Source organism: Butyrivibrio sp. FCS006, assembly GCF_000424525.1.
Lineage (GTDB): Bacteria > Bacillota > Clostridia > Lachnospirales > Lachnospiraceae > Butyrivibrio.
In genome coordinates this window covers 522100-547105 of the sequence record NZ_AUKB01000008.1, presented here as the reverse complement: position 1 = coordinate 547105, position 25006 = coordinate 522100, and the positions used below count along the sequence as shown (strand labels likewise).

22 protein-coding genes and 1 riboswitch are annotated in these 25006 nt (G+C 41.0%); of the genes, 18 read left to right on the top strand and 4 right to left on the bottom strand.

Features of this window, described 5'->3' with window-relative positions:
- Nucleotides 1-11: 11 nt before the first annotated feature.
- The 8 genes from lepB (at nt 12) to G633_RS0102375 (ending at nt 7789) form a co-directional block, all read left to right on the top strand.
- Nucleotides 12-545: a signal peptidase I gene (gene lepB / locus G633_RS0102410; RefSeq protein ID WP_022767107.1), complete on the top strand. Its 534-nt coding sequence runs from the start codon at nt 12-14 to the stop codon at nt 543-545.
- Entirely contained in the window at nt 545-1198 is a 654-nt protein-coding gene (locus tag G633_RS0102405; protein ID WP_022767108.1) for a ribonuclease HII, read from the top strand. Before lepB ends, G633_RS0102405 begins: the two co-directional genes overlap by 1 nt.
- Nucleotides 1195-2925 (top strand): flagellar hook-length control protein FliK, encoded by a 1731-nt coding sequence (gene fliK, locus G633_RS0102400; RefSeq protein ID WP_026518955.1) that lies wholly within the window; start codon nt 1195-1197, stop codon nt 2923-2925. The genes G633_RS0102405 and fliK overlap by 4 nt, the downstream gene beginning before the upstream one ends.
- Before the next feature lie 9 nt (nt 2926-2934).
- Nucleotides 2935-3234: an EscU/YscU/HrcU family type III secretion system export apparatus switch protein gene (locus tag G633_RS0102395; protein WP_022767110.1), complete on the top strand. Its 300-nt coding sequence runs from the start codon at nt 2935-2937 to the stop codon at nt 3232-3234.
- Nucleotides 3235-3246: 12 nt separating this feature from the next.
- Nucleotides 3247-3609 carry a YraN family protein gene (locus G633_RS0102390; protein ID WP_022767111.1) on the top strand — a complete coding sequence of 121 codons (363 nt, stop codon included), beginning with the start codon at nt 3247-3249 and terminating at the stop codon, nt 3607-3609.
- 24 nt (nt 3610-3633) lie between these two features.
- On the top strand, nt 3634-4506 hold the full coding sequence (pgeF, locus tag G633_RS0102385; protein WP_022767112.1) for a peptidoglycan editing factor PgeF: 873 nt from the start codon (nt 3634-3636) through the stop codon (nt 4504-4506).
- Between the two features lie 104 nt (nt 4507-4610).
- On the top strand, nt 4611-5306 hold the full coding sequence (locus G633_RS0102380) for a response regulator transcription factor (RefSeq protein ID WP_022767113.1): 696 nt from the start codon (nt 4611-4613) through the stop codon (nt 5304-5306).
- Complete coding sequence (locus G633_RS0102375) at nt 5303-7789, top strand: sensor histidine kinase (protein ID WP_022767114.1); 2487 nt, start codon at nt 5303-5305, stop codon at nt 7787-7789. The genes G633_RS0102380 and G633_RS0102375 overlap by 4 nt, the downstream gene beginning before the upstream one ends.
- 45 nt (nt 7790-7834) lie before the next feature.
- Here G633_RS0102375 and G633_RS0102370 read toward each other — a convergent pair whose 3' ends face one another.
- Nucleotides 7835-9031 carry a ribose-phosphate pyrophosphokinase gene (locus G633_RS0102370; RefSeq protein WP_022767115.1) on the bottom strand — a complete coding sequence of 399 codons (1197 nt, stop codon included), beginning with the start codon at nt 9029-9031 and terminating at the stop codon, nt 7835-7837.
- A gap of 106 nt (nt 9032-9137) precedes the next feature.
- On the opposite strand from G633_RS0102370, the gene G633_RS0102365 reads away from it, so the two are divergent.
- From G633_RS0102365 to G633_RS0102350, 4 genes are read left to right on the top strand one after another with little or no spacing between them, the layout of a single operon-like run.
- Nucleotides 9138-10484, top strand: coding sequence for a DUF512 domain-containing protein (locus G633_RS0102365; protein WP_022767116.1), 1347 nt, complete (start codon nt 9138-9140; stop codon nt 10482-10484).
- A 16-nt stretch (nt 10485-10500) separates the two neighbouring features.
- The gene (gene der, locus G633_RS0102360; RefSeq protein WP_022767117.1) at nt 10501-11829 is read left to right on the top strand and encodes a ribosome biogenesis GTPase Der; all 1329 of its coding nucleotides are present in this window, start codon (nt 10501-10503) and stop codon (nt 11827-11829) included.
- Nucleotide 11830: 1 nt separating this feature from the next.
- The gene (locus G633_RS0102355; protein WP_026518954.1) at nt 11831-12511 is read left to right on the top strand and encodes a glycerol-3-phosphate acyltransferase; all 681 of its coding nucleotides are present in this window, start codon (nt 11831-11833) and stop codon (nt 12509-12511) included.
- A gap of 15 nt (nt 12512-12526) precedes the next feature.
- Entirely contained in the window at nt 12527-13549 is a 1023-nt protein-coding gene (locus G633_RS0102350; protein ID WP_026518953.1) for an NAD(P)H-dependent glycerol-3-phosphate dehydrogenase, read from the top strand.
- 49 nt (nt 13550-13598) lie between these two features.
- On the opposite strand, the gene G633_RS17115 is transcribed toward G633_RS0102350, so the two are convergent.
- Nucleotides 13599-14210, bottom strand: coding sequence for a folate family ECF transporter S component (locus tag G633_RS17115; RefSeq protein ID WP_051199855.1), 612 nt, complete (start codon nt 14208-14210; stop codon nt 13599-13601).
- A gap of 60 nt (nt 14211-14270) precedes the next feature.
- Nucleotides 14271-14367: riboswitch (THF riboswitch) on the bottom strand.
- A 107-nt stretch (nt 14368-14474) separates the two neighbouring features.
- Between G633_RS17115 and G633_RS0102340 the strand changes: the two genes are divergently transcribed.
- Nucleotides 14475-15968, top strand: a complete 1494-nt coding sequence (locus G633_RS0102340; protein ID WP_026518952.1) for a carboxypeptidase M32 — start codon at nt 14475-14477, stop codon at nt 15966-15968.
- A gap of 11 nt (nt 15969-15979) precedes the next feature.
- On the top strand, nt 15980-17200 hold the full coding sequence (tyrS, locus tag G633_RS0102335) for a tyrosine--tRNA ligase (protein WP_026518951.1): 1221 nt from the start codon (nt 15980-15982) through the stop codon (nt 17198-17200).
- A gap of 228 nt (nt 17201-17428) precedes the next feature.
- Here tyrS and fsa read toward each other — a convergent pair whose 3' ends face one another.
- Nucleotides 17429-18082: a fructose-6-phosphate aldolase gene (gene fsa / locus G633_RS0102330; RefSeq protein WP_022767123.1), complete on the bottom strand. Its 654-nt coding sequence runs from the start codon at nt 18080-18082 to the stop codon at nt 17429-17431.
- Nucleotides 18083-18247: 165 nt separating this feature from the next.
- On the opposite strand from fsa, the gene G633_RS0102325 reads away from it, so the two are divergent.
- From G633_RS0102325 to G633_RS0102310, 4 genes are read left to right on the top strand one after another with little or no spacing between them, the layout of a single operon-like run.
- Nucleotides 18248-20812, top strand: coding sequence for a heavy metal translocating P-type ATPase (locus G633_RS0102325; protein ID WP_026518950.1), 2565 nt, complete (start codon nt 18248-18250; stop codon nt 20810-20812).
- A 51-nt stretch (nt 20813-20863) separates the two neighbouring features.
- The gene (locus tag G633_RS0102320; protein WP_022767125.1) at nt 20864-21301 is read left to right on the top strand and encodes a dUTP diphosphatase; all 438 of its coding nucleotides are present in this window, start codon (nt 20864-20866) and stop codon (nt 21299-21301) included.
- A 21-nt stretch (nt 21302-21322) separates the two neighbouring features.
- Entirely contained in the window at nt 21323-22786 is a 1464-nt protein-coding gene (gene gltX, locus G633_RS0102315) for a glutamate--tRNA ligase (protein ID WP_022767126.1), read from the top strand.
- Nucleotides 22776-24701, top strand: coding sequence for an ATP-dependent helicase (locus G633_RS0102310; RefSeq protein ID WP_026518949.1), 1926 nt, complete (start codon nt 22776-22778; stop codon nt 24699-24701). Before gltX ends, G633_RS0102310 begins: the two co-directional genes overlap by 11 nt.
- On the opposite strand, the gene G633_RS0102305 is transcribed toward G633_RS0102310, so the two are convergent.
- Complete coding sequence (locus tag G633_RS0102305) at nt 24635-25006, bottom strand: DUF1292 domain-containing protein (protein ID WP_022767128.1); 372 nt, start codon at nt 25004-25006, stop codon at nt 24635-24637. The genes G633_RS0102310 and G633_RS0102305 overlap by 67 nt on opposite strands.

Genomic DNA, 25006 nt, shown 5'->3' with positions numbered 1-25006 from the left:
GAGATGATGACATGAATAAAGTATTAAAAGAAATACTAAGTACAGTTTTGTATCTGCTGGTTATCTTTGCTCTAACATTTCTGTTTATCACATTCGTTGCTCAGAGAACAGAAGTTAGCGGACAGTCAATGGAGCCTACTCTCCATGATGGAGATTCTCTGCTTGTAGATAAGGTTACTTACAGATTCTCTGATCCTGCAAGATTTGATATTGTTATTTTCCCTTATAAATACGGGAACAGACAATATTTCATCAAACGTGTCATTGGACTTCCCGGTGAGACCGTTAGAGTTGATACCGATGGAAATATCTACATTAATGATACTCTTTTATCTGAGAATTATGGTGCCGAGGTTATATTAGACCCCGGAAGGGCCATAGACGGTGTAAAACTAGGCCCCGATGAATATTTCGTCATGGGAGATAACAGAAATCACAGTATGGACAGCAGAGATATCACCGTTGGAAGCATCAAAAAGAGTGAGTTTTTGGGAAAAGCTTTCATAAGGATCTATCCATTTTCTGCTTTCGGAGGTGTTGACTGATGCCTTCAGCTTCTGAGCAAAAGAAAATAGAGCGCTTAAACAAGGAGAGAGAGCGCATCTATGAACTTAGCAAATATGAGAGAGAAAACGTAGGCTATGGCCTGTTATGTGGAATAGATGAGGTGGGAAGAGGCCCTCTTGCCGGTCCTGTCTATGCTGCAGCCGTTATCCTTGATCCGGAAAAAGAAATCTTATATCTAAATGATTCTAAGAAATTATCCGAAAAAAAGAGAGAGGCCCTCTATGATGAAATCATGGAGAAGGCTCTTGCTGTTGGAATCGGATGTTCTTCTCCCGAGCGCATTGATGAGATCAATATTCTTCAGGCAACCTTTGAAGCCATGACTATGGCTGTAAATAGCCTAAAGGTTAAGCCCGGAGCTCTTTTGATCGATGCTGTTCATATACCACAGCTAGAGGAATATAAGCAGATATCCATTATAAAAGGTGATGCAAAGAGCGTATCAATAGCCGCTGCAAGTATTATAGCCAAAGTGACAAGGGACAGATTGATGAAAGAAATGGCTCAAAAGTACCCTCAGTACGCTTTTGATTCCAATAAAGGCTATGGAACAGCAGCTCATATTGCAGCTTTAAAAGAATATGGTCCCTGTGAAATACATAGAAGGTCATTTATAGGAAACTTCGTATGAATGTCATAAGTAATGTATCACAACAAAATACCGTCGTAATTGATGGCAGACACTTCGGAAATCAAAAAGCTGAAGAGCAGCCTTTAGAGTTAAAAAGAGGTGGAACCATCCAGGGTACGGTTGTGTCTGTAGCTGACGGCGAAGGTGGCGAGAAAATCGCCACTATCAGCGTTGGTGATAATGTTATAAATGCCAAGCTTTCAGAAGGAATGGGCCTTAGAGAAGGCCAAACCCTTAATTTTTCTGTTAGAAGCACGGGTTCTTCAGGTGTTACAATAACTCCTCTTTATGCGAATACATCTATTGATCAGAGTACTTTAAAAGCTCTGACAGCTGCCGGGATTGAAATAAATAACGACACTGTTCAGATGGTTAAGGATATGATGGAAGCAGGACTTCCCATTGGGAAGGATGCGCTTCTTGAAATGAACAAAAACCTGTCTACTTATCCAAATACTTCAATTTCAACCCTGGTTGAGATGAAGAGTCTGGGAATTCCAATCAATGACAACAATTTAGTCCAGTTTGAGAGCTACAAAAACTACGAGCATCAGGTTACATCTGCCATGGAAGACATTATGAATGAGCTTCCGGGCGCATTTTCAGAGCTTACAGCTGCGGGGAATGACAAGGCTGCCCTTGACCTTTATGGGTCGGTTTTGAAGCTCTTTTCCGGGGAAGAAGGACAGGTTACTTCAGAGACTCTAGCAGCGTCAGAGGAAGCTCTATTACCAAATGCTGCTGAAACAGCACAGCAGGGCGAAGCTGTAAATCCTGAAACAGCACAGGCACAGGTACAAGGCGAGAAAGCTGTAACAGATGGTAATCAAGCTCAGACTACTGATACAGCAGTAAATGGAAATGTTCTATCTGATAGTTTCATAAAAGATCTCAAGAATCTTGGAGTTCCTGAAGAGTCAATTAAAAACTATGAAAATGCGCTTAAGGAGATTAAGCAAAATCCCGATGGCGATAATGCTGCAGCACAGGCCAAACTTGAGACTGCGCAAAAAGAGATTTTAAAAGAGCTGTCAACAGCCTTTGAAAAATCAGATATCACCTCTGATCAGACTGCTCAAACCTGGAAAAATGTCTTTTCCAATAATGACTATACAAAGCTCCTCAAGGACAACATGTCAGCGCAATGGCATTTAAAGCCCGGTGAAGTTGAGAAAAAGGAGAATGTTGAACAGCTCTATCAAAGACTTGGTAATCAGGTAAAAGGTCTGACATCTGCAATTGAACAACATTTGGGAGCAGAGTCCAAGCTTGGTCAGACAGCAAATAACCTGCAGAACAATTTGAATTTCATGGATCAGCTCAATCAGATGTTCCAATATGTTCAGCTTCCTCTGCAGATGGCCGGACAAAATGTCCACGGAGACCTTTTTGTATATAAGAACAAGCACAAAAAAGTCAGTGAAGATGGATCAGTAAGCGCCGTTCTTCACCTCGATATGGAGCATTTAGGTCCTCTTGATGTATATGTCAAAATGAAGGATACCAAGGTTTCTACCAATTTCTACGTGGCAGATGAGAGTATACTGGATCTTATCAATGACAATATCCATATTCTTAATGAAAGGCTTGAAAAGCGTGGTTATACCATGAGCGTCAAGATGATGCTCCACGATGAAATGGATGGACAGGATGCGGCAGTTGATGAAATGCTGGATGTAATGAAAACACCGTTCCTTTCAACAGCATCATTTGATGCGAGGGCGTAGGGATTATAAATGCCGGATAATAATGAAAAGCAAAAAGTAAAAACCGCTGTGGCTCTGGCTTATGACCCAAATGAAGACGGAGCCCCCAAGGTCATAGCATCAGGTAAAGGTGCGCTGGCAGAAAAGATCATTGAACAGGCAAAGGACAACAAAATCCCTGTTCATGAGGATGACAAACTGGCAGAGACATTATCGCGCCTTGAAATCGGCGAAATGATCCCTCCCGAGCTCTACGAAGTAGTGGCAGAAATTCTGGTATTTGTCGATGCCATGGACAAGATTAAAGCAAAAGATAAATCAAGACATTAGAGGTTTAAATAATTGAATAAAAGAGTAGTTGGCGAAACAAGAGAGCTTCTTGCCTGCAAGTATATTGTCGAAAACGGAGGGGTAATCCTTCATCGCAATTTCAGATGCAGGTTCGGAGAAGTCGATATTATCGCAAAAGACGAAAATTACCTGTGTTTTATTGAAGTCAAGTTCAGGACAGACGACAGGTTCGGCGCTCCGCAAGAGGCCGTTGATATAAAAAAGCAAAAGCATATTTGCAAAGTCTCACAATTCTATTTATATTCTAAGTATAAGTCTTTAGATATTCCCATCAGATACGATGTAATAGCAATTTCCCAGAAAGACAATATATTTGCGTTCAAATGGATCAAGAATGCATTTGATTATATTTAAAATGAGTATTGGAAAGGATTTACTATGGAAAACAATATTAGGATAAAGCGCTGTGGCGGTGAAAAAACCTTGGAACTTCGAGACCACAACGGACTGAAATACCTTGTTTTTCCGAAAATCGAAGAACTTGGTATGGTAGATCATCTCTTTAGCACAAGACTTGGAGGTGTTTCAAAAGGATATTATTCAGAATGCAACCTAAGCTATACAAGGGGCGATGATAAAGAAGCTGTAGATGAAAATTACAGATTAGTTGCAGATGCACTTGGACACGGCAAAACGCTTGATGACTTTGTTTGCACTTTCCAGACGCATACAACAAACATCAAGGTTGTAACAGAAGAAGACAGAGGCAAAGGTCCTGCGCGCCTTCGTGATTATACGGATATAGACGGCCTTATAACCAATGTTCCGGGCATAATACTCGGAAGCTTTCACGCAGATTGTCCTCCTGTATATATAATTGATCCTGTCAAAAGAGCTATCGGCCTGGTTCACTCGGGTTGGAAAGGCACTAAAGGTAAAATTTCTGCAAAAGCCATCGAAAAAATGAAAGATAACTATGGGTCAAATCCAGAAGATCTCGTTTGCGCAATCGGACCGTCTATATGCGGACCTTGTTATGAGATCGGAAGGGACGTTGCAGAGGAGTTTGGAAGCTCTTTTACCGAAAAAGAACTATCTGAATATGAGATTCTGATTCCCTATCCGGAAGATAAATTCAGGCTGTATCTCTGGAATGCCATAAAACTGACACTTCTTCAAAGTGGCGTGAAAAATGAAAATATTCTGGTTACCGATATCTGTACAAGATGTAATCCGGATCTTTTGTTTTCTCACCGTATACACCATGAAAACAGAGGAAATTTATGTGCTTTTCTGTCAATCAAAAAGTAATTATCGTAAATACGTCTATTTCTTAAGAAATCTTAAGAAATTTCGACGGTAAATCTTAAGATTTTAATGATTTAATAGTTTATAAGAGATTATGTGAGGATGCTATGGAGAATATTTTAGTTTGTGATGACGACAAGGAAATAGTTGATGCCATTGAGATTTATCTCGAACAGGAAGGCTTTAACGTCTACAAAGCCTACGACGGTGAAGAAGGATTGTACGTTCTTCGTCATGAGGAAATCCATCTTGCAATCATCGATATCATGATGCCCAAGCTTGATGGTATCCATCTGGTAAAAGAGCTAAGGGAATTCAGTACCATACCGGTAATATTCCTTTCTGCAAAATCAGAGGATTCCGACAAGATCCTTGGCCTTAATATCGGTGCCGACGACTATGTGACCAAGCCTTTTAATCCGCTTGAGCTGGTTGCCAGGGTTAAATCTAACGTAAGAAGATATACATCTCTTGGAAAAGTGGTTGAAAGAGCTAATGTCTATACTTCAGGTGGGCTTATGGTCGATGATAATGCCAAGAAGGTCACAGTATTTGGAGAAGATATCAGGCTTACTCCCATTGAATACAAGATCCTTGTTTTCCTTGCCAAGAACAAAGGTAAAGTTTATTCCATTGATCAGATCTATGAGAATATTTGGAACGATATTTCTGTGCGCACCGACAATACCATAGCAGTTCACATCAGGCACATAAGAGAAAAAATAGAAGTAGACCCGAGAGAACCCAAGTTCCTTAAGGTGGTTTGGGGTGTCGGCTACAAAATTGAGGATGACAGAAAATGAAAAGTGTGACAACAAAGATGAAGGCAATTAGGTTTTTTCAGCATGTTCTGGCAGCATTGATTGCCTTTGTTATTGCAACTTCTCTCGCAGGAAGCAGCATTATGATACAGGGTATAAACGGATATTATTCATATAGCCTGTATGATTCAGATAGAAACAGGTCTTACGAGGACTCATATCTTTTTAATAATATTCTTGGAAACAATATATCCGATGTTTTAAGACACGTTGCCATCAAGACTCAGATGGAAACAAACGGCATATATGACAGCAAGAAAAAGGTTGATGTTACAGCTTATGTTAACAGAGGTGCAAATCTGACCGGAGACTATGTAACTGCTGTTTACTACCTCTCAGATCTTCTTAAATGGGCTCAGAGCGGCTTTAATTATGAAACCAAGAATTTCACAGAGGAAGAGAGTGAAGTTTTCTTAAGTCCGACAACGACTTATACGCATCTAAAGAGTAACGCTTATTCCGGTGGTCTTAATTCTTATCTTAATTCACAGATAGAAGGAAACAGCTTAAACTTCTCAATTTCCGGCAACTCGGTTCCAAAGGAAGGTGGAGAGCACACATATCTCATAAACAGATATCAGACCGTTGACGGCAAGAACATAGAGAATATTGTATCTACCTGGGAAGAGTATAACCTTGTATGTTCCTATGTAGAAGAGGCAGCAAAAGATCTTTTGTCCAATTATGAAGAGTACAACAAGGCTGAAGGTTACTATGATTACGCAACAACCAACCTTAGATACTATATTGTAAGGACCATAAACGGGAAAAATGATGTCTATACCAATATTTCAGAGCTATCCGGCGAGACAACAGGCAAAAACATCAAGTCTATCTTTGAAGATTACGGGAAATATATCTATTACTGTCCTTACGAGCTAAATTATGAGACTAATACGCTGATAAAAGAAGGCGTGTTAAGAACAATAGTCAAATCCTTTAGCTATGCTTATCCTGATCAGATTAAGATGTACATCGCAGTTGACACTAATGATTACCCTGCTTCGGATGCCTTTACGGATGGTCGTAACAGCTTTAACAGGTTTATGCCTTATAAATCACAGCTTTATATTCTGGGAATAGTATTTGCGTTTATTTACATTTTCCTGTTTGTTCTTTATCTCAGGCTTATGAACAAAAAGGAAATTCCGGTTTCATCGACAGAAGAAGCTCCTGCAGAGTCTCATGGACTCTACACTGAGGGTGTATTTCTCATCGGCGTTCTGATAATGGCAGTTCCAATTGTCGGAGGGTTCCTTTTAAGGTTTATGACCGGCAGTCTTTCAGCAATAATGCGTGAGACATATTTTCCTTATGCATGCGCGTTGGCAGGATTTATATTTAATATTGGCCTGCTGTTCGCAATTTATGGAATTATCCGCAAGGTTAAGAATAAGACTGCTTATCAGGACAGCTTGCTTAGAACCATTATCCTTTCTGTTAAGAACCTGATAACTAATACAACTGACAACGGTAATGTCATAATCAGGACCTGGATTCCATTCGTATTCTTTGTGGTGATGAACATATTACTTACCCGAATAGGAATTGCAGGAATTGTAATAGCCTGCCTCCTTGATCTTCTTGTAGGAATTTACCTCTACAGGCAGAACCTCGACAGAGATAAAATCATTGCTGTTATAAATGATATAAAGAACGGCAATGTGAAATCCAAGGTCGAGGTAAAAGAGCTTCATTCAGACAATATAGCTCTTGCAGAAGCCGTTAATTCCATCGGTGAAGGAATAGAAGAAGCAGTAAACACAAGTATGAAGGATGAAAAGCTCAAGGCAGACCTTATAACCAATGTGTCCCACGATATAAAAACGCCTCTTACATCCATTATCAATTATGTTGATCTTATCAAGAGAGAAGATATTGATAATGAGAGGGTAAAAGAATATGTTGATGTCCTTGAACTTAAGTCGCAGAAGTTAAAACAATTGACTGAAGATCTTGTTGAAGCTTCTAAGATAAGCTCCGGAAATATCAGCATTCAGCTTACCAAGATCAATTTCGTTGAGCTTGTTAATCAGACAATAGGAGAGTTCTATGAAAAGCTGGAAGATAACGGCCTTTCTGTTATCTTTAAGCCTGAGCAGTCTAATATGACAATTATGGCTGATGCAAGACATTTGTGGAGGGTTATTGAGAATCTTCTAAACAATGTATGTAAGTACGCTCTTACAGGGACCAGAGTTTATCTCGATATGCATTATGAGACTGTTGAAAATGCTGAAAAGGTTATTTTCTCAATCAAGAATATCTCAGCAAAAGAGCTGAACATCGATGCTTCAGAACTTGCTGAAAGATTTATAAGAGGAGATGAATCAAGAACAACAGAAGGCAGTGGACTGGGTCTTTCAATTGCCAAGAACCTGACAACTGCACAGGGCGGAACATTTGATATAAGGCTTGATGGAGATCTCTTTAAAGTAGTTATCACATTTGACGCCTGCAAATAAAATATCCAAAAAAGAAGCCTCCGGAGATAATCCGGAGGCTATTTATTACTCGTAAAGTTCAGGTGCTATAAGACCCTTATTGTATTTGTCTACGATCTCATGGATCTTGTCAGTTGGCATATTAACCGTTGACATTGATGCATCATGATTGAGGAAATCGATGATCGTAGCAAGGAATTTACCCATATCTGCGATGAAGATGTATTCTCTTGACTTAACATCGTCATTCATGTAGGTGAGGTTAGTAGTAATGACTGCGTCAAAGTACCCCTCCTTATAACCTTCATCAAATTTCTTCATTCCATCTGTGAAAAGACCAAAGGTTGTGCAGATGAATACTCGCTTAGCGCCCATGCTCTTAAGCTGACGGGCAGTATCTATCATACTTGATCCTGAAGAGATCATATCATCGATGATGATGACATCACGTCCCTTGATGTCTGAACCAAGGAATTCATGAGCAACGATAGGATTGGATCCGTTTACGATGTGAGCGTAGTCACGCCTCTTATAGAACATACCGGTATCTGCGCCGATTACGTTGGCAAAATATACGGCTCTGTCCAAAGCACCCTCATCCGGGCTGATTACAGTAAGATGGTCTTTATCTACTGTAAGGTCATTGATGTGTGAGAGAAGTGCCTTCATAAACTGATAGGAAGCAAGGAAATTATCAAAGCCTCCTAAAGGCTTGGCATTGGATATTCTGGGATCATGAGCATCGAAAGTGATAAAGTTCGATATACCCATGTCATGAAGCTCTTTAAACATCTGAGCTGCATCAAGGGATTCCATTCCGGATCTCTTATGCTGACGTCCTTCGTACAGGAAGGGCATGATAACATTTATTCTCTTGGCTTTTCCTGTGATTGCGCCGATGACTCTTTTAAGATCCTGATAATGATCGTCAGGAGATTTGTGATTCTCATAATTGTACATCTTATAAGTGATGCTGTAGTTACATACATCAGTAAGGATATACACATCATGACCACGAACTGATTCATTGATTGTAGCCTTGGCTTCTCCGCTTCCGAAGCGATCAAGAGAGTAGGCTATCTGATAGCTGTCCTTGGCATATCCGTGAAAAGCAGGATCGCCTTCGGGCATTTGGTGTAGATTTCTTCTGAATTCTGCGATATACTTGTCAACGCTCTCACCAAGTTCTTTGGCTGACTCCATAACAATAAGATTGAGAGGAGCTACAGGAATGAGAGACTCAAGCTGGTGAAAATCTGGCATGTTTAATCCTTCCTTACGTTTTGTATGTCGGTACATATCTGTTTTACCATTCAAATTACTGACACGTCAAGGAGAATAAGTTATAATATGATGATAAAGGTAAATTATGAAAAAACACAGTATTCACATTATAAAATCAATAGCACCGGGTAGTATTGCCGAGGAAATGGGAATTGAAACAGGCGATCAGCTCCTTAAGATAAATGATAACGAGATAGAGGATATCTTTGATTATCAGTATCTTGTTCAGGACGATCATCTTGATGTTCTCATTAAGAAAGCAGATGGCGAAGAGTGGCTTCTTGATATAGACAAGGACTTTGATGAGGATCTTGGCATAGAGTTCGAAAATGGACTTATGGACGATTACAGGTCCTGTAGCAATAAGTGTATCTTTTGCTTCATAGATCAGATGCCCAAGGGTATGAGGCCTACACTTTATTTCAAGGATGATGACTCCAGGCTCTCTTTCCTTCAGGGGAATTATGTGACCCTGACAAACATGTCCGACGCAGACATTGACAGAATCCTTAAATATCACCTTTCTCCCATCAATATTTCTTTTCAGACCACCAATCCTGAGCTTCGCTGTAAGATGCTGGGTAACAGATTTGCAGGAGACGCTCTTAAAAAGGTGGACAGACTATGCGCAGATGGCTCAGGTATAGAGCTTAACGGCCAGATTGTGCTCTGCAAAGGTGTTAATGATGGGGATGAACTTGAAAGGTCAATAAGAGACCTCACCAAATATCTTCCGAATCTTCAGAGCGTATCAGTTGTTCCTGTAGGTTTATCCAAATACAGGGATGGTCTGTATCCGCTTGAGCCTTTTACTTCAGAAGATGCAGCAAAAGTGATAGAAACAATAGAGAGCTGGCAAAAAAAGGTCTATAATGAATACGGTATGCATTTCATACATGCCAGCGATGAGTGGTATTTCCTCGCAGGAAGAGATTTCCCTGAAGAAGAGCGATATGATGGCTTTCTTCAGCTTGAAAACGGCGTTGGTATGATGAGGCTTCTTATCAACGAATTTGATGAGGCATTTGATGAGATCATCACATCTCATTCAAAAGAGCTGCCATCTATAAAAAGAAATATTTCCATTGCAACTGGAAGACTCGTTTATCCCTGCATAAGAGATATGGCTAAGAGAGCTATGGATATATGCCCGGGACTTAACGTTAAGGTCTACGAGATAGTAAATGAGTTCTTCGGAGAGAGAATTACTGTCTCAGGTCTTTTGACCGGACAGGATATTATAAAACAGCTTAAGGGAAAAGATTTGGGAACAATGCTGTATCTTCCTGAAAATCTCTTAAGAAGCGGAGAAGATTATCTTCTGGATGATGTTAAGGTCTCAGATATTGAAAGAGAGCTTGGCACTACGGTAGGCATTGCAAAGAGCGCCGGAAGAGATCTTGTATGTGAACTATTTGGAATTGAAATTTAAAAGATAAGGAAACAAAATGAGTAAGAAAAATATTGTAGCGGTTGTAGGACGACCGAACGTAGGAAAATCCACACTTTTTAACGCCCTGGCCGGTAGCAGGATCGCTATTGTACAGGATACACCGGGTGTAACAAGAGACAGGATCTATCAGGATGTAGAGTGGCTTAATCACAGCTTTACTATCATTGATACCGGTGGTATCGAGCCTGATTCAAAGGATGTTATCCTTTCACAGATGAGAGAGCAGGCTCAGATAGCCATTGATACTGCAGACGTTATCATCTTCATGGTAGATGTTAAGCAGGGACTTGTGGATGCTGACGCCAAGGTTGCAGATATGCTTAGACGCTCAGGTAAGCCCATAGTTCTTTGTGTAAATAAGGTTGATAACTTTAACCGCGATTCCATGGATGTTTACGAATTCTATAATCTCGGAATCGGAGAGCCTTTCCCGATTTCAGCTGCCAACAAGCAGGGAATCGGCGATCTTCTTGAAGAAGTAGTTAGCCACTTCAGGAAAGACTCCACTGCGGAAGAAGAGGATGATTCAATAAAGGTTGCCATAATCGGTAAGCCCAATGTAGGAAAGAGCTCGATCATCAACAGACTCATCGGAGAGAACAGACTTATCGTATCGGACATTGCAGGAACAACACGAGATGCCATCGATACTGAGGTTAAACACAACGGCAAAAAGTACGTATTTATTGATACTGCCGGTCTTCGCCGTAAGAATAAGGTAAAAGATGCTCTTGAGCACTATATGATAGTCAGAACTGTTGGGGCAGTTGAGAGAGCAGACATTGCAGTCCTTGTTATAAATGCAGAAGATGGTGTAACCGAGCAGGATGCCAAGATAGCCGGAATAGCCCATGAAAGCGGAAAGGCTGTTATCATAGCAGTTAACAAATGGGATCTTATTGAAAAAGATAATCACTCTGTTAAAGAGTTTACCAAGAACATCAGAAACACTCTTGCCTTCATGAATTATGCAGAGATCATGTTCATCTCGGCTGAGACAGGCCAAAGGCTTGTTAAGCTCTACGACATGATCGACATGGTAAGCGAAAATCATGCACTCAGAGTTGCAACAGGTGTCCTTAACGAGATCATGACTCAGGCAGTTGTAATGCAACAGCCACCGAGTGATAAGGGCAAGATTCTAAAGCTCTTTTACATAACTCAGGCATCCGTTAAGCCGCCGACATTTGTAATCTTCGTCAACGACAAAAACCTGATGCACTTTAGCTATACAAGATATATTGAGAATCAGATCCGTGAGGCCTTTGGATTCAGAGGTACTCCGCTTAGATTCATAATTAGGGAGAGAAAAGAGGACAAATAGTATGTTGGAGAGAATAATCTGTTTACTTGTAGGCTATGCTTTTGGTCATATTCAGACCGCTGTAATGTATGGAAAACTTAAAGGTATCGATATCAGAAAGGTAGGAAGCGGAAACGCCGGAACTACCAACACTTTAAGAGTTATGGGTGCAAAAGCGGGACTTATAGTACTTCTTGGCGACATGCTCAAGTGCATGGCAGCCATTTTAGTCACTTATTTCCTGTTTGGAAGAAATACACCAAACCTTCAGATCCTTTACATGACATATACAGCAGCCGGAGCTGTACTTGGACACGATTTTCCTCTTCATCTTAAATTTAAGGGCGGAAAAGGAATTGCCTGCACAGCAGGATATACAATTCACCTTGGAATTGTCTTCCATTGGAGCTTCATTCTTATGGGAGTTATCGCATTTTTCCTGCCGCTCAATATCTGTCATATAGTTTCTGTTTGCAGTCTCTGCTATTACACAGCACTGTTTATCATGGTTATCATCTGTGGACAGAACGGCTTTTTCTTTGATAAGTTCGGAGCAGTTCCTCAGGGTGCTTTGATCGAAGTATATGTGATCCTTTTCCTTTTAACTGCTCTTGCTTATTTCCAGCACAGGGGTAACATCAAAAAGCTCCTTGCAGGAAACGAAAGAAAAACATATATTTTCAAGAAGAATAAAATTGATTAAAACTGGAGGGATTTTTTGAGTAAGCAGATTGGCGTCATAGGCGCCGGAAGCTTTGGAATAGCTCTGGCATTTCTTTTATCAAACAACGGACATGAAGTTACGGTTTGGTCAAGAAGTCAGGCTTCGGTTGATAAACTTATTGCTTATCACGGTAATGAAGAAAAGCTTCCCGGCGTAATCTTAAATGACAGTGTTAAATTTACCAGCAGTATGCAACAGGCAGTTTCAGGAAAAGACATGGTGGTTTTAGTTGTACCATCTGCTCATATGAGAGAGACTGTTAAGCTCGTTGCTCCTTTCATCGATACGGAATCTGATGACCAGCCCATAATCGTAAACTGCACCAAAGGTATTGAAGAATCTACCTTGATGATCATGAGTGATGTAATCCTCGATGAACTTCCCGGAGCTCGTGTCTGTGTTTTATCAGGCCCTTCTCATGCAGAGGAAGTAGGCAAAAAGCTTCCCACAACCATCGTTGTAGGAGCATTTGATAAAGAGACTGCAAAAGAAGTTCAAAACGTGTTTATGAACGATGTTTTCAGAGTTTATATAAGTCCTGATATGCTTGGAATTGAAATCGGAGCGGCTCTAAAGAACGTAATCGCACTTGCAGCCGGAATGGCTGATGGATACGGCCTTGGAGATAATGCAAAGGCAGCTCTTATAACAAGAGGAATCGCTGAGATATCCAGGCTTGGAATGGCCATGGGCGGCAAATTCGAGAGCTTTGCCGGACTTTCGGGAATCGGAGACCTGGTTGTAACCTGTGCTTCAATGCATTCCAGAAACAGAAGAGCAGGAATACTTATTGGACAGGGCAAATCCATGCAGGAAGCAATGGATGAAGTAAAGATGGTAGTCGAGGGCGTATACAGTGCCAAGGCAGCACTTGCACTTGCCCGTCAGTATGATGTAGATATGCCAATAGTTCAGGGAGTTAATGAGATCCTCTTTGAAGGAAAATCCGTTGAAGAGGGAATCACAGAACTAATGATAAGAGAACGAAGAATAGAGAATTCATCTCTTGACTGGTAAAAATTTAAGCCGAAATCATTGCCACGGGGTAATGACTTCGGCTTTTTGATTAGCTTACTTTCTTATGCTTTAAAGATTTCAAATTTATACTAAGAGCTGGCTTGATAACCTTGTTCACAACCGGTAATAATATCATAAGAATAATTACATCGGCGGGAAGCTTACCGGCATTTGCAGCAATTCTAGGAACCATTATTGCCTTAAATGCATTTCCGGTGGTCATCATAACCCAGAGAGTGTTAAGACCAAGATTGCAGAACACTTTTACACAGGCTTCTGCAGCAATTACTCTCCAGAGTTTAACAGGTCTTTTGTAAAGAAAGATACCGTAGATAATGCCGGCTACAATAGCAGTAATGGTGTATCCCGGGAAGAACTCACCTGTAGGATTTATGAACCATTTAATGATGTCCATGGCGCCACCAAAGCAGGCTCCGATCCATGGTCCGAACAAATATGCAACTATTTGATTCGGAATGCTTGAAAAGCCGATCCTGAGGAAATCACCGATTCTGATAGTAGCTACTGTGCCAAGAACAATGGCAACAGCGCCCATTAGTCCGCAAAAGCACAGCACAGGAAGCCTTTGAAGTTCAAGCATTGATTTGTAGCTGAGTCTTTCGCTGTTTTTGAGAGTTAGGTCACTTCTTTTTTCAGACATAAAAACACCTCCTTTGCAGTTTCCTTTAACCACATCGGAGGACACGAACACAATCGATGTAGCAGCGGGATGCGACATTAAAACCGCGGATAAATCCTTCGTCCTGATGACAACTCCCTGTTCAAAAGGCACTTAACGCTTTAACGTCTACTCTGCATAACATATTATTTTCGTGCTTATAATACTTCATTTTTACTTGTAATACAATACAATTTTGGTAAAATTGTTGATGGTGTAATTTTAAATTAGTAAGGAGCAGTACTGATGACTAAGCTTGAAGAGTACAAGAAGATAAATAAAGAGCTCGCACACCTTGCACATGCTGTAAATCTCATGTATTGGGACATGCAGACAACAGCCCCTGACGGAGCCAAGGAAAGACTTTCAGAGAGCATAACATATTTTTCTACTGAGATTTTTAAGAAATCAACCAGTGATGAGATCTACAAACTGGTTTGTGATCTTTCAGACCCTATAGAATTCGATAAACTTGATGATGTAATGAAATTCGACATCACGAAGGCGAAAAAAGACCTGGATGAAAAGAGAAGAATCCCTGCGGATTTTTATGAGGAATATGTAAAAACAACCACAAATTCCAGCATGATCTGGCCTAAGGCCAAGCAGACCAATGACTATGCGCTTTATGAGGAGCCTCTTAAAAAGACAATAGAGGCGGTTAAGAAATATCAGAAGTATAAAAGACCTGACATGGAAGTATATGATTCCCTCATTGATCAGTTTGAAGAGGGAATGGATACAGCTACAATCGACAGAGTCTTTGGAGAGTTAAAAGAGGAGCTGGTTCCGCTACTTGAAGATATTTTAAGCAAGCCTCAGCCCGATCACAGCAAGTTTACAATGTTTATTCCGGCACATAAGCAGGCCGAGCTTTGCAAGATGCTTGTTGAGTATATGGGCATGGATATGAACTGCTTTGCACAGGCTGAAACTGAGCACCCATTTACCACAACCATCGCTCCAAGAGATGTCAGGATAACAAACCATTATCATGAGAATGACATAATACAGCCGATTTTCTCAGCAATTCATGAGGGTGGTCATGCGATCTTCGAACAAAATGTAGATCATAAATATGATGATACAGCCGGCGGTCAGATCAATCTGATGGGACTTCATGAATCTCAGAGCAGATTTTATGAGAACATCCTCGGCAGAAACATAAATTTCTGGAAGCCCATTTGGCCTAAGGTTTTAGAGATCATTCCTGAATTTAAGGATATTACGCTGGAGGAGTTCGTTAAGGAGATAAATCACGTCCAGAATAGCTTCATCAGAACAGAAGCTGATGAACTTACCTATTGCCTTCACGTAATTTTAAGATATGATATTGAGAGAGCAATATTTATAGACGGTGCAGATGTAAAAGACCTTCCTAAGATGTGGAACGAGCTAATGGAGAAGTATTTACACATTACTCCAAAGACTGACGCTGAAGGTATCCTTCAGGACATGCACTGGTCTGATGCAAGTTTTGGATACTTCCCATCTTATCTGCTGGGCAGTATTTATGACGGAATGTTCCTCGAGGCCATTGAAAAAGACCTCGGAAGCATAGATGATATCCTGGCTGCAGGAGATATCAAGAAGATCACAAAATGGCTCAATGAGAATATTCATCAGTATGGATCCACAAGAACTTCCAAAGAGGTACTTGATGCTGTTTGTCATAAAGAACTTTCAGCACAGCCACTGATCAGATATTTCAAAGAAAAATACAAGAAGATATACGGTTAAGGAGGAAAGAAATGAAGATTTTTGAGGAACTTAAAGCAAGAGGCCTTATCGCTCAGGTTACAGACGAAGAGCAGATAAGAGACCTTGTCAATAACGGTAAGGCTACATTCTATATTGGATTTGACTGTACAGCTGATTCACTTACAGCAGGTCACTTTATGGCACTTACTCTTATGAAGAGACTTCAGGAAGCCGGCAACAAGCCCATCGCTCTTATCGGTGGCGGTACAACAATGATCGGTGACCCTTCAGGAAGAACCGACATGAGAAAGATGCTCACAAGAGAAGACATCGATCACAACGCTGAGTGCTTCAAGAAGCAGATGGAGAAATTCATCGACTTTGGTGAAGGCAAGGCTATGATGGTAAATAACGCAGACTGGCTCATGAACCTCAATTACATCGAGCTTCTTCGCGAGGTTGGTGCATGCTTCTCAGTAAACAACATGCTTCGTGCTGAGTGCTACAAGCAGAGAATGGAAAAAGGACTTTCCTTCCTTGAATTCAACTACATGATCATGCAGTCTTACGACTTCTACTACATGTTCCAGAAGTACGATTGTAACCTTGAGTTCGGCGGAGATGACCAGTGGAGCAACATGCTCGGCGGTACAGAGCTCATCAGAAGAAAGCTCGGTAAAGATGCTCACGCCATGACAATCACACTTCTTACCGATTCAAACGGAAATAAGATGGGTAAGACAGCAGGAAACGCTGTATGGCTTGATCCTAACAAGACATCACCTTTCGATTTCTACCAGTACTGGAGAAACGTTGGCGATGCAGACGTAGATAAGTGCATCAAGATGCTTACCTTCATCCCTATCGAGGAGATTCTGGAGATGGAGAAGTGGGATCCTTCAAGAATCAACGAAAAGAAAGAGATCCTCGCATTCGAGCTCACAAGTCTTGTACATGGAAAAGAGGAAGCCCAGAAGGCTCAGGACGCTGCAAGAGCACTCTTTGCAGGCGGCGGAGACATGGCAAACGTTCCATCCGTATCTCTCAAGGAAGAAGACTTTAGAGACGGCGTAGTAGACATTCTTCAAGTCCTCGTATCCGCAGGCCTCTGCGCAACACGTAGCGAAGCAAGACGCGCAGTAGAACAGGGCGGCGTACTCTTTAACGACGAAAAAGTAACCGACGTAAAAACTACCTACACCAAGGAATCCTTCGGTGATGGAGTAATGGTTCGTAAGGGAAAGAAAAACTTCAAAAAAGTTACAGTATAATTCATCTATCTTTTATACTATTTGATTGAATGCTTTTACATTCTTCCACAATCCATGGGGGATCGGGTAAATATTTACATTTTTGTGAGTTATGCCCATGAAAGGAGACTTAAAAAAGCAGGTGCCTATGCACCTGCTTTTTTTGTATAAGGCTCATTGAGTTCTTGAGGCATCCGAGCAAAAATGGAAATATTTACCCGATCCCCCAAGGCTTATCGATAAAGTAAATCACTCACCAAATACAGCAAGATAATCCTTCTGGAACTTTTCGATTCCGGCGTCGGTGAGAGGGTGGTGGGTCATCTGCTCGATTACTTTGTAAGGAACTGTTGCGATGTCAGCACCTGCAAGAGCGCAGTCTGTTACGTGCATAGGGTGACGTACGCTTGCTGCAATGATCTCTGTCTGGATGTTGTGGATGTTGAAGATCTCAGCAACCTCTGAAATAAGGTCTGTACCACGAACACTGATATCATCAAGCCTTCCAAGGAATGGGCTAACAAATGCAGCGCCTGCTCTTGCGCAGAGAAGAGCCTGATTTGCTGTGAAGATAAGAGTCATGTTAACTTTGATTCCTTCGCTTGAAAGAACTTTGCATGCCTTAAGTCCCTCGATTGTCATAGGGATCTTAACAACCATGTTCTTGTGGAGCTTGGCAATCTCGCGACCTTCTGTGATCATGCCTTCTGCATCTGTTGTTGTAGCCTTAACTTCCCCGCTGATAGGGCCATCAACTATAGAAGCAATTTCCTGAACAACCTCGTAAACGTCACGGCCTTCTTTTGCGATAAGAGAAGGGTTTGTTGTAACGCCGCAGATTACTCCCATTTCGTTTGCCTTTTTGATCTCTTCGATATTGGCAGTGTCTAAGAATAACTTCATTTTTCTCACTCCTTTTTAGCTGTGTTGTTTTATTTACCAAAAAACATTCTAACACTATTTCTTGGTTTTATGTGGTTAATTTTTGCTATTTTCCTATCAAATATCACGCGAATTACATAAATTGTTTACAATTTATTTTTAAAAAATTTGTGTTACAATAGACTCATGGAAAAATATATGATAACCGGCATGAGCTGTGCTGCATGCCAGGCACGAGTTGAAAAAGCAGTAAATAGTGTAGATGGGGTTTCATCCTGTAACGTAAATCTTCTGACAAACTCAATGGGCGTAGAGGGAAGTGCGTCAAAAGAAGAAATTATAAAAGCCGTAGAAGAAGCAGGTTACGGAGCAAGCCTTATGGATGCAGAAGAGGAGGCTCTTAAGGATACGCAGACTCCGGTTCTGAAAAAGAGACTGATCACCTCTTTAGCATTTCTGATAGTTCTTATGTACATCTCAATGGGTCACCATATGTTTGGTTTTCCGCTTCCTATGTTTCTGACCCATAACCACATAGCTATGGGAATCACACAGATGATCCTTTCACTTATAGTGATGATCATCAATAAGAAGTTCTTTACAAGCGGCTTTAGCTCACTTGTCCATGGTTCACCTAATATGGATACGCTGGTAGCTCTTGGAAGTTCAGCATCATTCATCTACAGTGTCTTTTCCATAATTCCGGGAAATGACCTGTATTTCGAGTCAGCTGCCATGATTGTTACCCTTATCACAGTCGGCAAAATGCTTGAGGCAAAGAGTAAAGGCAGAACCACTGATGCAATAAAGAGCCTTATGAAGCTTGCACCTAAGACAGCTACTATCGTTGATAATTATGGCAAGGAAAAAGAGATTCCCATTGAGCAGATAAAAGTAGGTGATATCTTTGTTGTAAGACCGGGAGAGAGCATTCCTGTTGACGGAGTAGTTGTTGAAGGAAACAGCGCAGTTAATGAGTCAGCACTTACAGGCGAGAGTATTCCTGTAGATAAATTCATTGGATCAGAAGTTAGCGCTGCTACAATGAATAACTCAGGATTTATAAGATGCAGAGCAACAAGAGTAGGCAGGGATACAACACTTTCACAGATTATTAAGATGGTAAGTGATGCTTCTGCCACAAAAGCGCCAATAGCCAAGATTGCAGACAAAGTTTCCGCTGTTTTTGTTCCTATAGTTATCTGCATTGCCATAATTACATTCATTATTTGGATGATTGTAGGCGTTCCATTTGGCTATGCCTTATCAAGAGCCATCGCAGTTCTTGTTATAAGCTGCCCATGCGCTCTTGGACTTGCAACTCCGGTTGCTATTATGGTCGGCAACGGAATGGGTGCCAAAAACGGGATCATGTTTAAGACCGCAACGTCTTTGGAAAACGCAGGTAAGACTCAGATTATAGCACTGGATAAAACCGGCACCATCACAAAGGGCGAGCCTATTGTCACAGATGTATTCACCGTAGATTCCATCTCAAGAAGCGGCTATTCACTGATAAACAACTCAGAGAATGAGCTTCTTAAGATAGCAGGTCTTTTGGAGAATAAGAGTGAACACCCTCTGGCAAAAGCTATTGTTGATTATGTAGGTGATCCGTACTCATATACAGAAGATCCTTATGCTGAAGAGAAAGATGATGTGACGGATTTTGAAGTCCTTCCGGGCCAGGGCCTTAAGGCAAACTACAGAGGCAGTGAAGTAATTGGTGCATCCTTCAAATATATCAGCACTATATGCAAAATAATTCCTGAAGCCAGGGAAAAAGCAATAGGACTTGCAAATCAAGGGAAAACACCTCTTTGCTTTGCAAAAGACGGTAAACTGATCGGTATAATTGCAGTTGCTGACTCTATTAAGGAAGATTCAGCAGAGGCTATTAAAGAGCTCAAAAACATGGGAATTCATGTTGTAATGCTCACAGGTGACAACCAGAGAACAGCAATGGCCATCGGTGATGAAGCAGGTGTTGATGAGATAGCATCAGAGATAATGCCTGAGGGAAAAGAGGCTGTAATCAGAAAACTCTCAGAATATGGCAAGGTTGCAATGGTTGGAGACGGAATAAATGATGCTCCGGCTCTTACAAGAGCTGATACAGGAATCGCCATTGGTGCAGGAACGGATGTTGCAATTGATGCCGGTGACGTAGTGGTAATGAAAGGAAGTCTGAAAGATGTTTCCGCTGCAATAAGGCTTTCAAGAGCAACTCTTACAAATATCTATCAGAACTTATTCTGGGCATTCTTCTATAATGTTATCGGAATTCCTCTTGCTGCAGGCGCTTACATAAAGGCCTTCGGCTGGGAGCTTAGCCCTATGTTTGGTGCTGCGGCCATGAGTCTTTCAAGCTTTTTTGTAGTGACCAATGCACTGAGATTAAATCTTTTGAAAGTACATGACCCGTCCAAGGATAAGCCACTTAAGAATGCAATTACTAAAGAAATACTTACAACAGAAGTACTTAATGAAATAAAAAGCCAGACAGATAAAACAATAAACGAAAGGAAGGAAAAAAATATGGCAACAAAGACATTAAACATTGAGGGAATGATGTGTGGACACTGCGAGATGTCCGTAAAGAAGGCTCTTGAGAGCTTAGAAGGAGTTAGTGCTGCAGAAGTAAGCCACGAGAAAGGAACAGCTGTTGTTACACTTGAAGGTGACGTTGCAGATGACGTTCTCAAAAAGGCTGTAGAAGATAAAGACTACAAAGTTACTTCCATTAATTGATTTTTGTGGTATTATATTTAGACGGCCAAAATTTATGGGGAGGGGAGAAGTATGGAGAAAAAGATCAAGATCAAATACTTCAATGACAAGATTGAGAAGCTGCAGTATATTGACGGAAAGTCCGATTGGATCGACCTTAGAAGTGCAGAGGACGTTGATCTGAAAGAGGGAGAATTTCATCTTATTCCCCTGGGAGTAGCCATGGAAATTCCGCAAGGCTATGAGGCTCATGTTGTTCCAAGGAGCTCAACCTTTAAGAACTTCGGAATCATCCAGGCCAATCACATGGGTATTATCGATCACTCATATTGCGGAGATAATGACCAGTGGTTCGTCCCTGTTATAGCCATGAGAGATACTCATATTGGCTTTAATGACCGTATTTGTCAGTTTAGGATCATGGAGAACCAGCCAACCATCGTCTTTGAGGAGTGTGACCACTTAGAAGGCGCAGACAGAGGTGGTTTTGGTTCTACAGGAACAAAATAATCATCACAAAGAGGAGTTAAAATGACTAAGATTCGTACAAGGTACGCCCCGAGCCCAACAGGACGCATGCATGTGGGCAATTTAAGAACAGCTCTTTATGCTTATCTTATTTCCAAGCATGAAGGCGGAGACTATATTCTTCGTATCGAAGATACAGACCAGGAGAGATTTGTTGAAGGTGCAACAGAGATCATCTACAAGACTCTTAAGGACACAGGTCTTATCCACGATGAAGGTCCCGATATCGGCGGCCCTGTAGGTCCCTACGTTCAGTCAGAGCGTCAGAAGGCCGGAATTTATATGCAGTATGCAAAAGAGCTTATCGACAAAGGCGAGGCTTATTACTGCTTCTGTGACGAGGAGAGACTTAAGACCCTTGTTCAGAAGATTGAAGTAGAGGGCGAAGTAAAAGAGATCAGCGTATACGACAAGCATTGCCTGCATCTTTCCAAGGAAGAGATTGAGAAAAACCTTGCTGAAGGCAAGAAGTTCGTCATCAGACAGAACAACCCTACAGAAGGCACAACAACCTTCCACGACGAGCTCTACGGAGATGTAAGCGTCGAGAACAAAGAGCTTGATGACATGATCCTTATCAAGTCAGACGGCTATCCTACATACAACTTCGCCAACGTAGTAGATGACCATCTCATGGGAATCACACATGTTGTAAGAGGTAATGAGTATATTTCTTCATCACCTAAATACAACAGACTCTACGATGCATTCGGCTGGGAAGTACCCAAGTACATTCACTGTCCTCTTATCACAGACGAGGAGCACCACAAGCTTTCAAAGAGATCCGGTCATTCATCTTTCGAAGATCTCATTGAGCAGGGCTTTGTACCTGAGGCGGTTGTAAACTTTGTAGCTCTTCTTGGATGGTCTCCGGAAGATAACAGCGAGATTATGAGTTTAAAAGAGCTTGTTGAGAAATTCGACTATAAGAGAATCAACAAGTCACCTGCCGTATTTGACTACACAAAGCTCAAATGGATGAACGGCGAGTACTTAAAGAAGATGGACGAGGATGAGTTCTTTGCACAGGCACGTCCTTATCTTGAGAAAGCAATCAAGAAGCCTTTGGATCTTAAGAAGATTTCAAACATGGTTAAGACCAGAATTGAGATCTGGCCTGATATCGAAGCAATGGTAGACTTCTTTGATGAGCTTCCTGAGTATGACACAGCAATCTATGCTCACAAGAAGATGAAGACAGACAAGGATTCCTCACTTAAGGTTCTCAAAGAGGTTCTTCCTTTACTTGAAGCACATGACGATTACACAAATGATGCTCTTTATGCGCTTCTTTCAGACTATATCAAGAAGAATGAGTATAAGAACGGTTATGTACTCTGGCCTGTAAGAATAGCAGTTTCAGGAAAAGAGATGACTCCTTGCGGAGCTACAGAGCTCATGGAGGTAATCGGCAAGGACGAGACCATTAAGAGAATTAAAAAAGGAATTGAATTACTTGAAGCTTAATACACTAAACGATTCACAGCTACAAGCTGTAAGCCACGTAAAAGGCCCTGCAATAGTACTTGCAGGGCCGGGAAGTGGTAAAACCAAGGTGATCGTGGAGCGGCTCAGATACATGATAGAAAACAGCCGCATATCGCCTTCTGAAATTCTTGTTATCACATTTACTAAGGCTGCAGCCATAGAGATGCAGTACAGATTCTTAAAAATCACGGATAGTTCTTATCCGGAAGTAGTCTTTGGAACTTTTCATTCTGTCTTTTACAAGATCATTCGAAACAGTAAATCCAAAAGCGAAAAAAATATTGAAATAGCACCAGAAAAGATAAAATATGAAATCCTGAGAGATTGTCTGTCAATGCTTAGAAGCAAAAGAAAAATTGATGACCGCATCTATGAGGATTCTCTTTTAGAGCTCTCTGACATAATCTCTGAGATATCAAGGATCAAAAACCTTGGCATAGAGCCTTCGGAAGCTTTGGAAAGCTTGTCTGTAAGCAGCGTATTTCCTGATGTTTTTGAATATTATAATAAAAGACTTATAGAATTTGGCATGATTGATTTTGACGACATGCTGGTAAGATGCAAGAAGCTGCTGGAAGATAAACCGGGTATCCTTAAACTTTGGCAGGATAGGTTTAAGTATATACTTGTTGATGAATATCAGGATATCAATCCTGTTCAATACAGTGTTCTAAGGCTTCTTCTTGGAGACAGGGCAAATATTTTTGCCGTGGGGGATGATGATCAGTCTATTTATGGCTTTAGAGGTTCAGACCCGCATATAATGCTTGATTTTAAGAACAGTTTTGAAAAGCTAAATCCAAAAGTCTTTAACCTCAGCATCAACTATCGCTGTGGAAGTGACATTCTAAACAATGCTCTAAGAGTAATTGAAGAAAATGAGATCAGATTCAAAAAGATTCTCTCAGCATTTGAGGGAAACGGCAAAGGATCAGTAATCACAAGGCGTTATGAGAGCAGAAAGATTCAAAATGAGATGATAGCTCTTTTCCTCAAAAAGCACATGGATAAGCTTGATGATATAGCGATTCTCTACAGAACAAACTCTGAAGCACAGCAGCTTGCGATGGTTCTAAATGGATATGGAATTCCGACAACTATAGATAAGAGTGATCAGAGCATTTTTAGCGAAAAGTCAGTTGAGCTTTGCATTTCCTATATGTCTTTTGCCTATAAAGGTCAGAGGAGAAGCGATTTCTATAAGATAATTAACAAACCAATGAGGTATATTTCACGAGACTGTGCGCCGGATGAAATAGTAAAGGAAGCTGTCATAAACAGGTTTTACAGAAACAATAACAACAGACTACGGACAGTCCGGGATTTCTTTTCCCAAATTGAGATGATAAGGCACTTAAGACCTACGCTTATGATGAGGTATCTAAGAAGAACGGTTGGAATTGAGAGTCTTTTTCCGGGTGAGAAAGCCGCGCTTGATGAACTCGAAAGAATAGCACTGGATTTTACAGACAGCAGGAAATTTTTGGAATATTTACTAGCAAAAAGAGAAGAAGAAAGCAGTAAAGACTCTATAAAAGAAAGCTGTGTATCAGATGGGAAAAGAGTTAATATCATGACCATGCACGGATCAAAGGGTCTGGAATTTGAGATAGTTTGGCTTCCTGATCTTAACGAAGGTATAATACCGTCAAGGAGCGCAACATCAAAAGAGCAGATAGAAGAAGAGCGCCGAATGCTCTACGTCGCAATGACCAGGGCAAAAAAGGCGCTCATAATGTCATATATTACGGGAAACAAGGAAAATCAGATGCTTCCCACAAGATTTATTCGTCCAATAAGAGATCTTTGGGAAAAGACCTATAAGAATCAGACTTCTTCTGAGCCATCTTCGGGAAGATCGATGAGCTCATCAAATTCTACATCATCGAGATAGAGGTTAAATGCCTCAGCTACAGCTTCATATTCTGCATCGTCGCTGATATAGCCAAGCTCAGGCTCTGTATCGTCTCCATTTACAATAAATTCATAGAACCATACATTTCCGTCGTTGTTCTGCCCATTCTCATCGAGAGGTAGAAGAACGATATAATCCTTGCTATTTACGGTAAGAACAATGATGATAGCGCAGGTAACAACCTCGATCTTGCCATCTTTAGTCTCTATCTCAACATCAACGGTCATCTGCTCATCATTTTCAATCTTGGTGTTCATGTCAGTTGCAATCTTGGAAAATTCCAT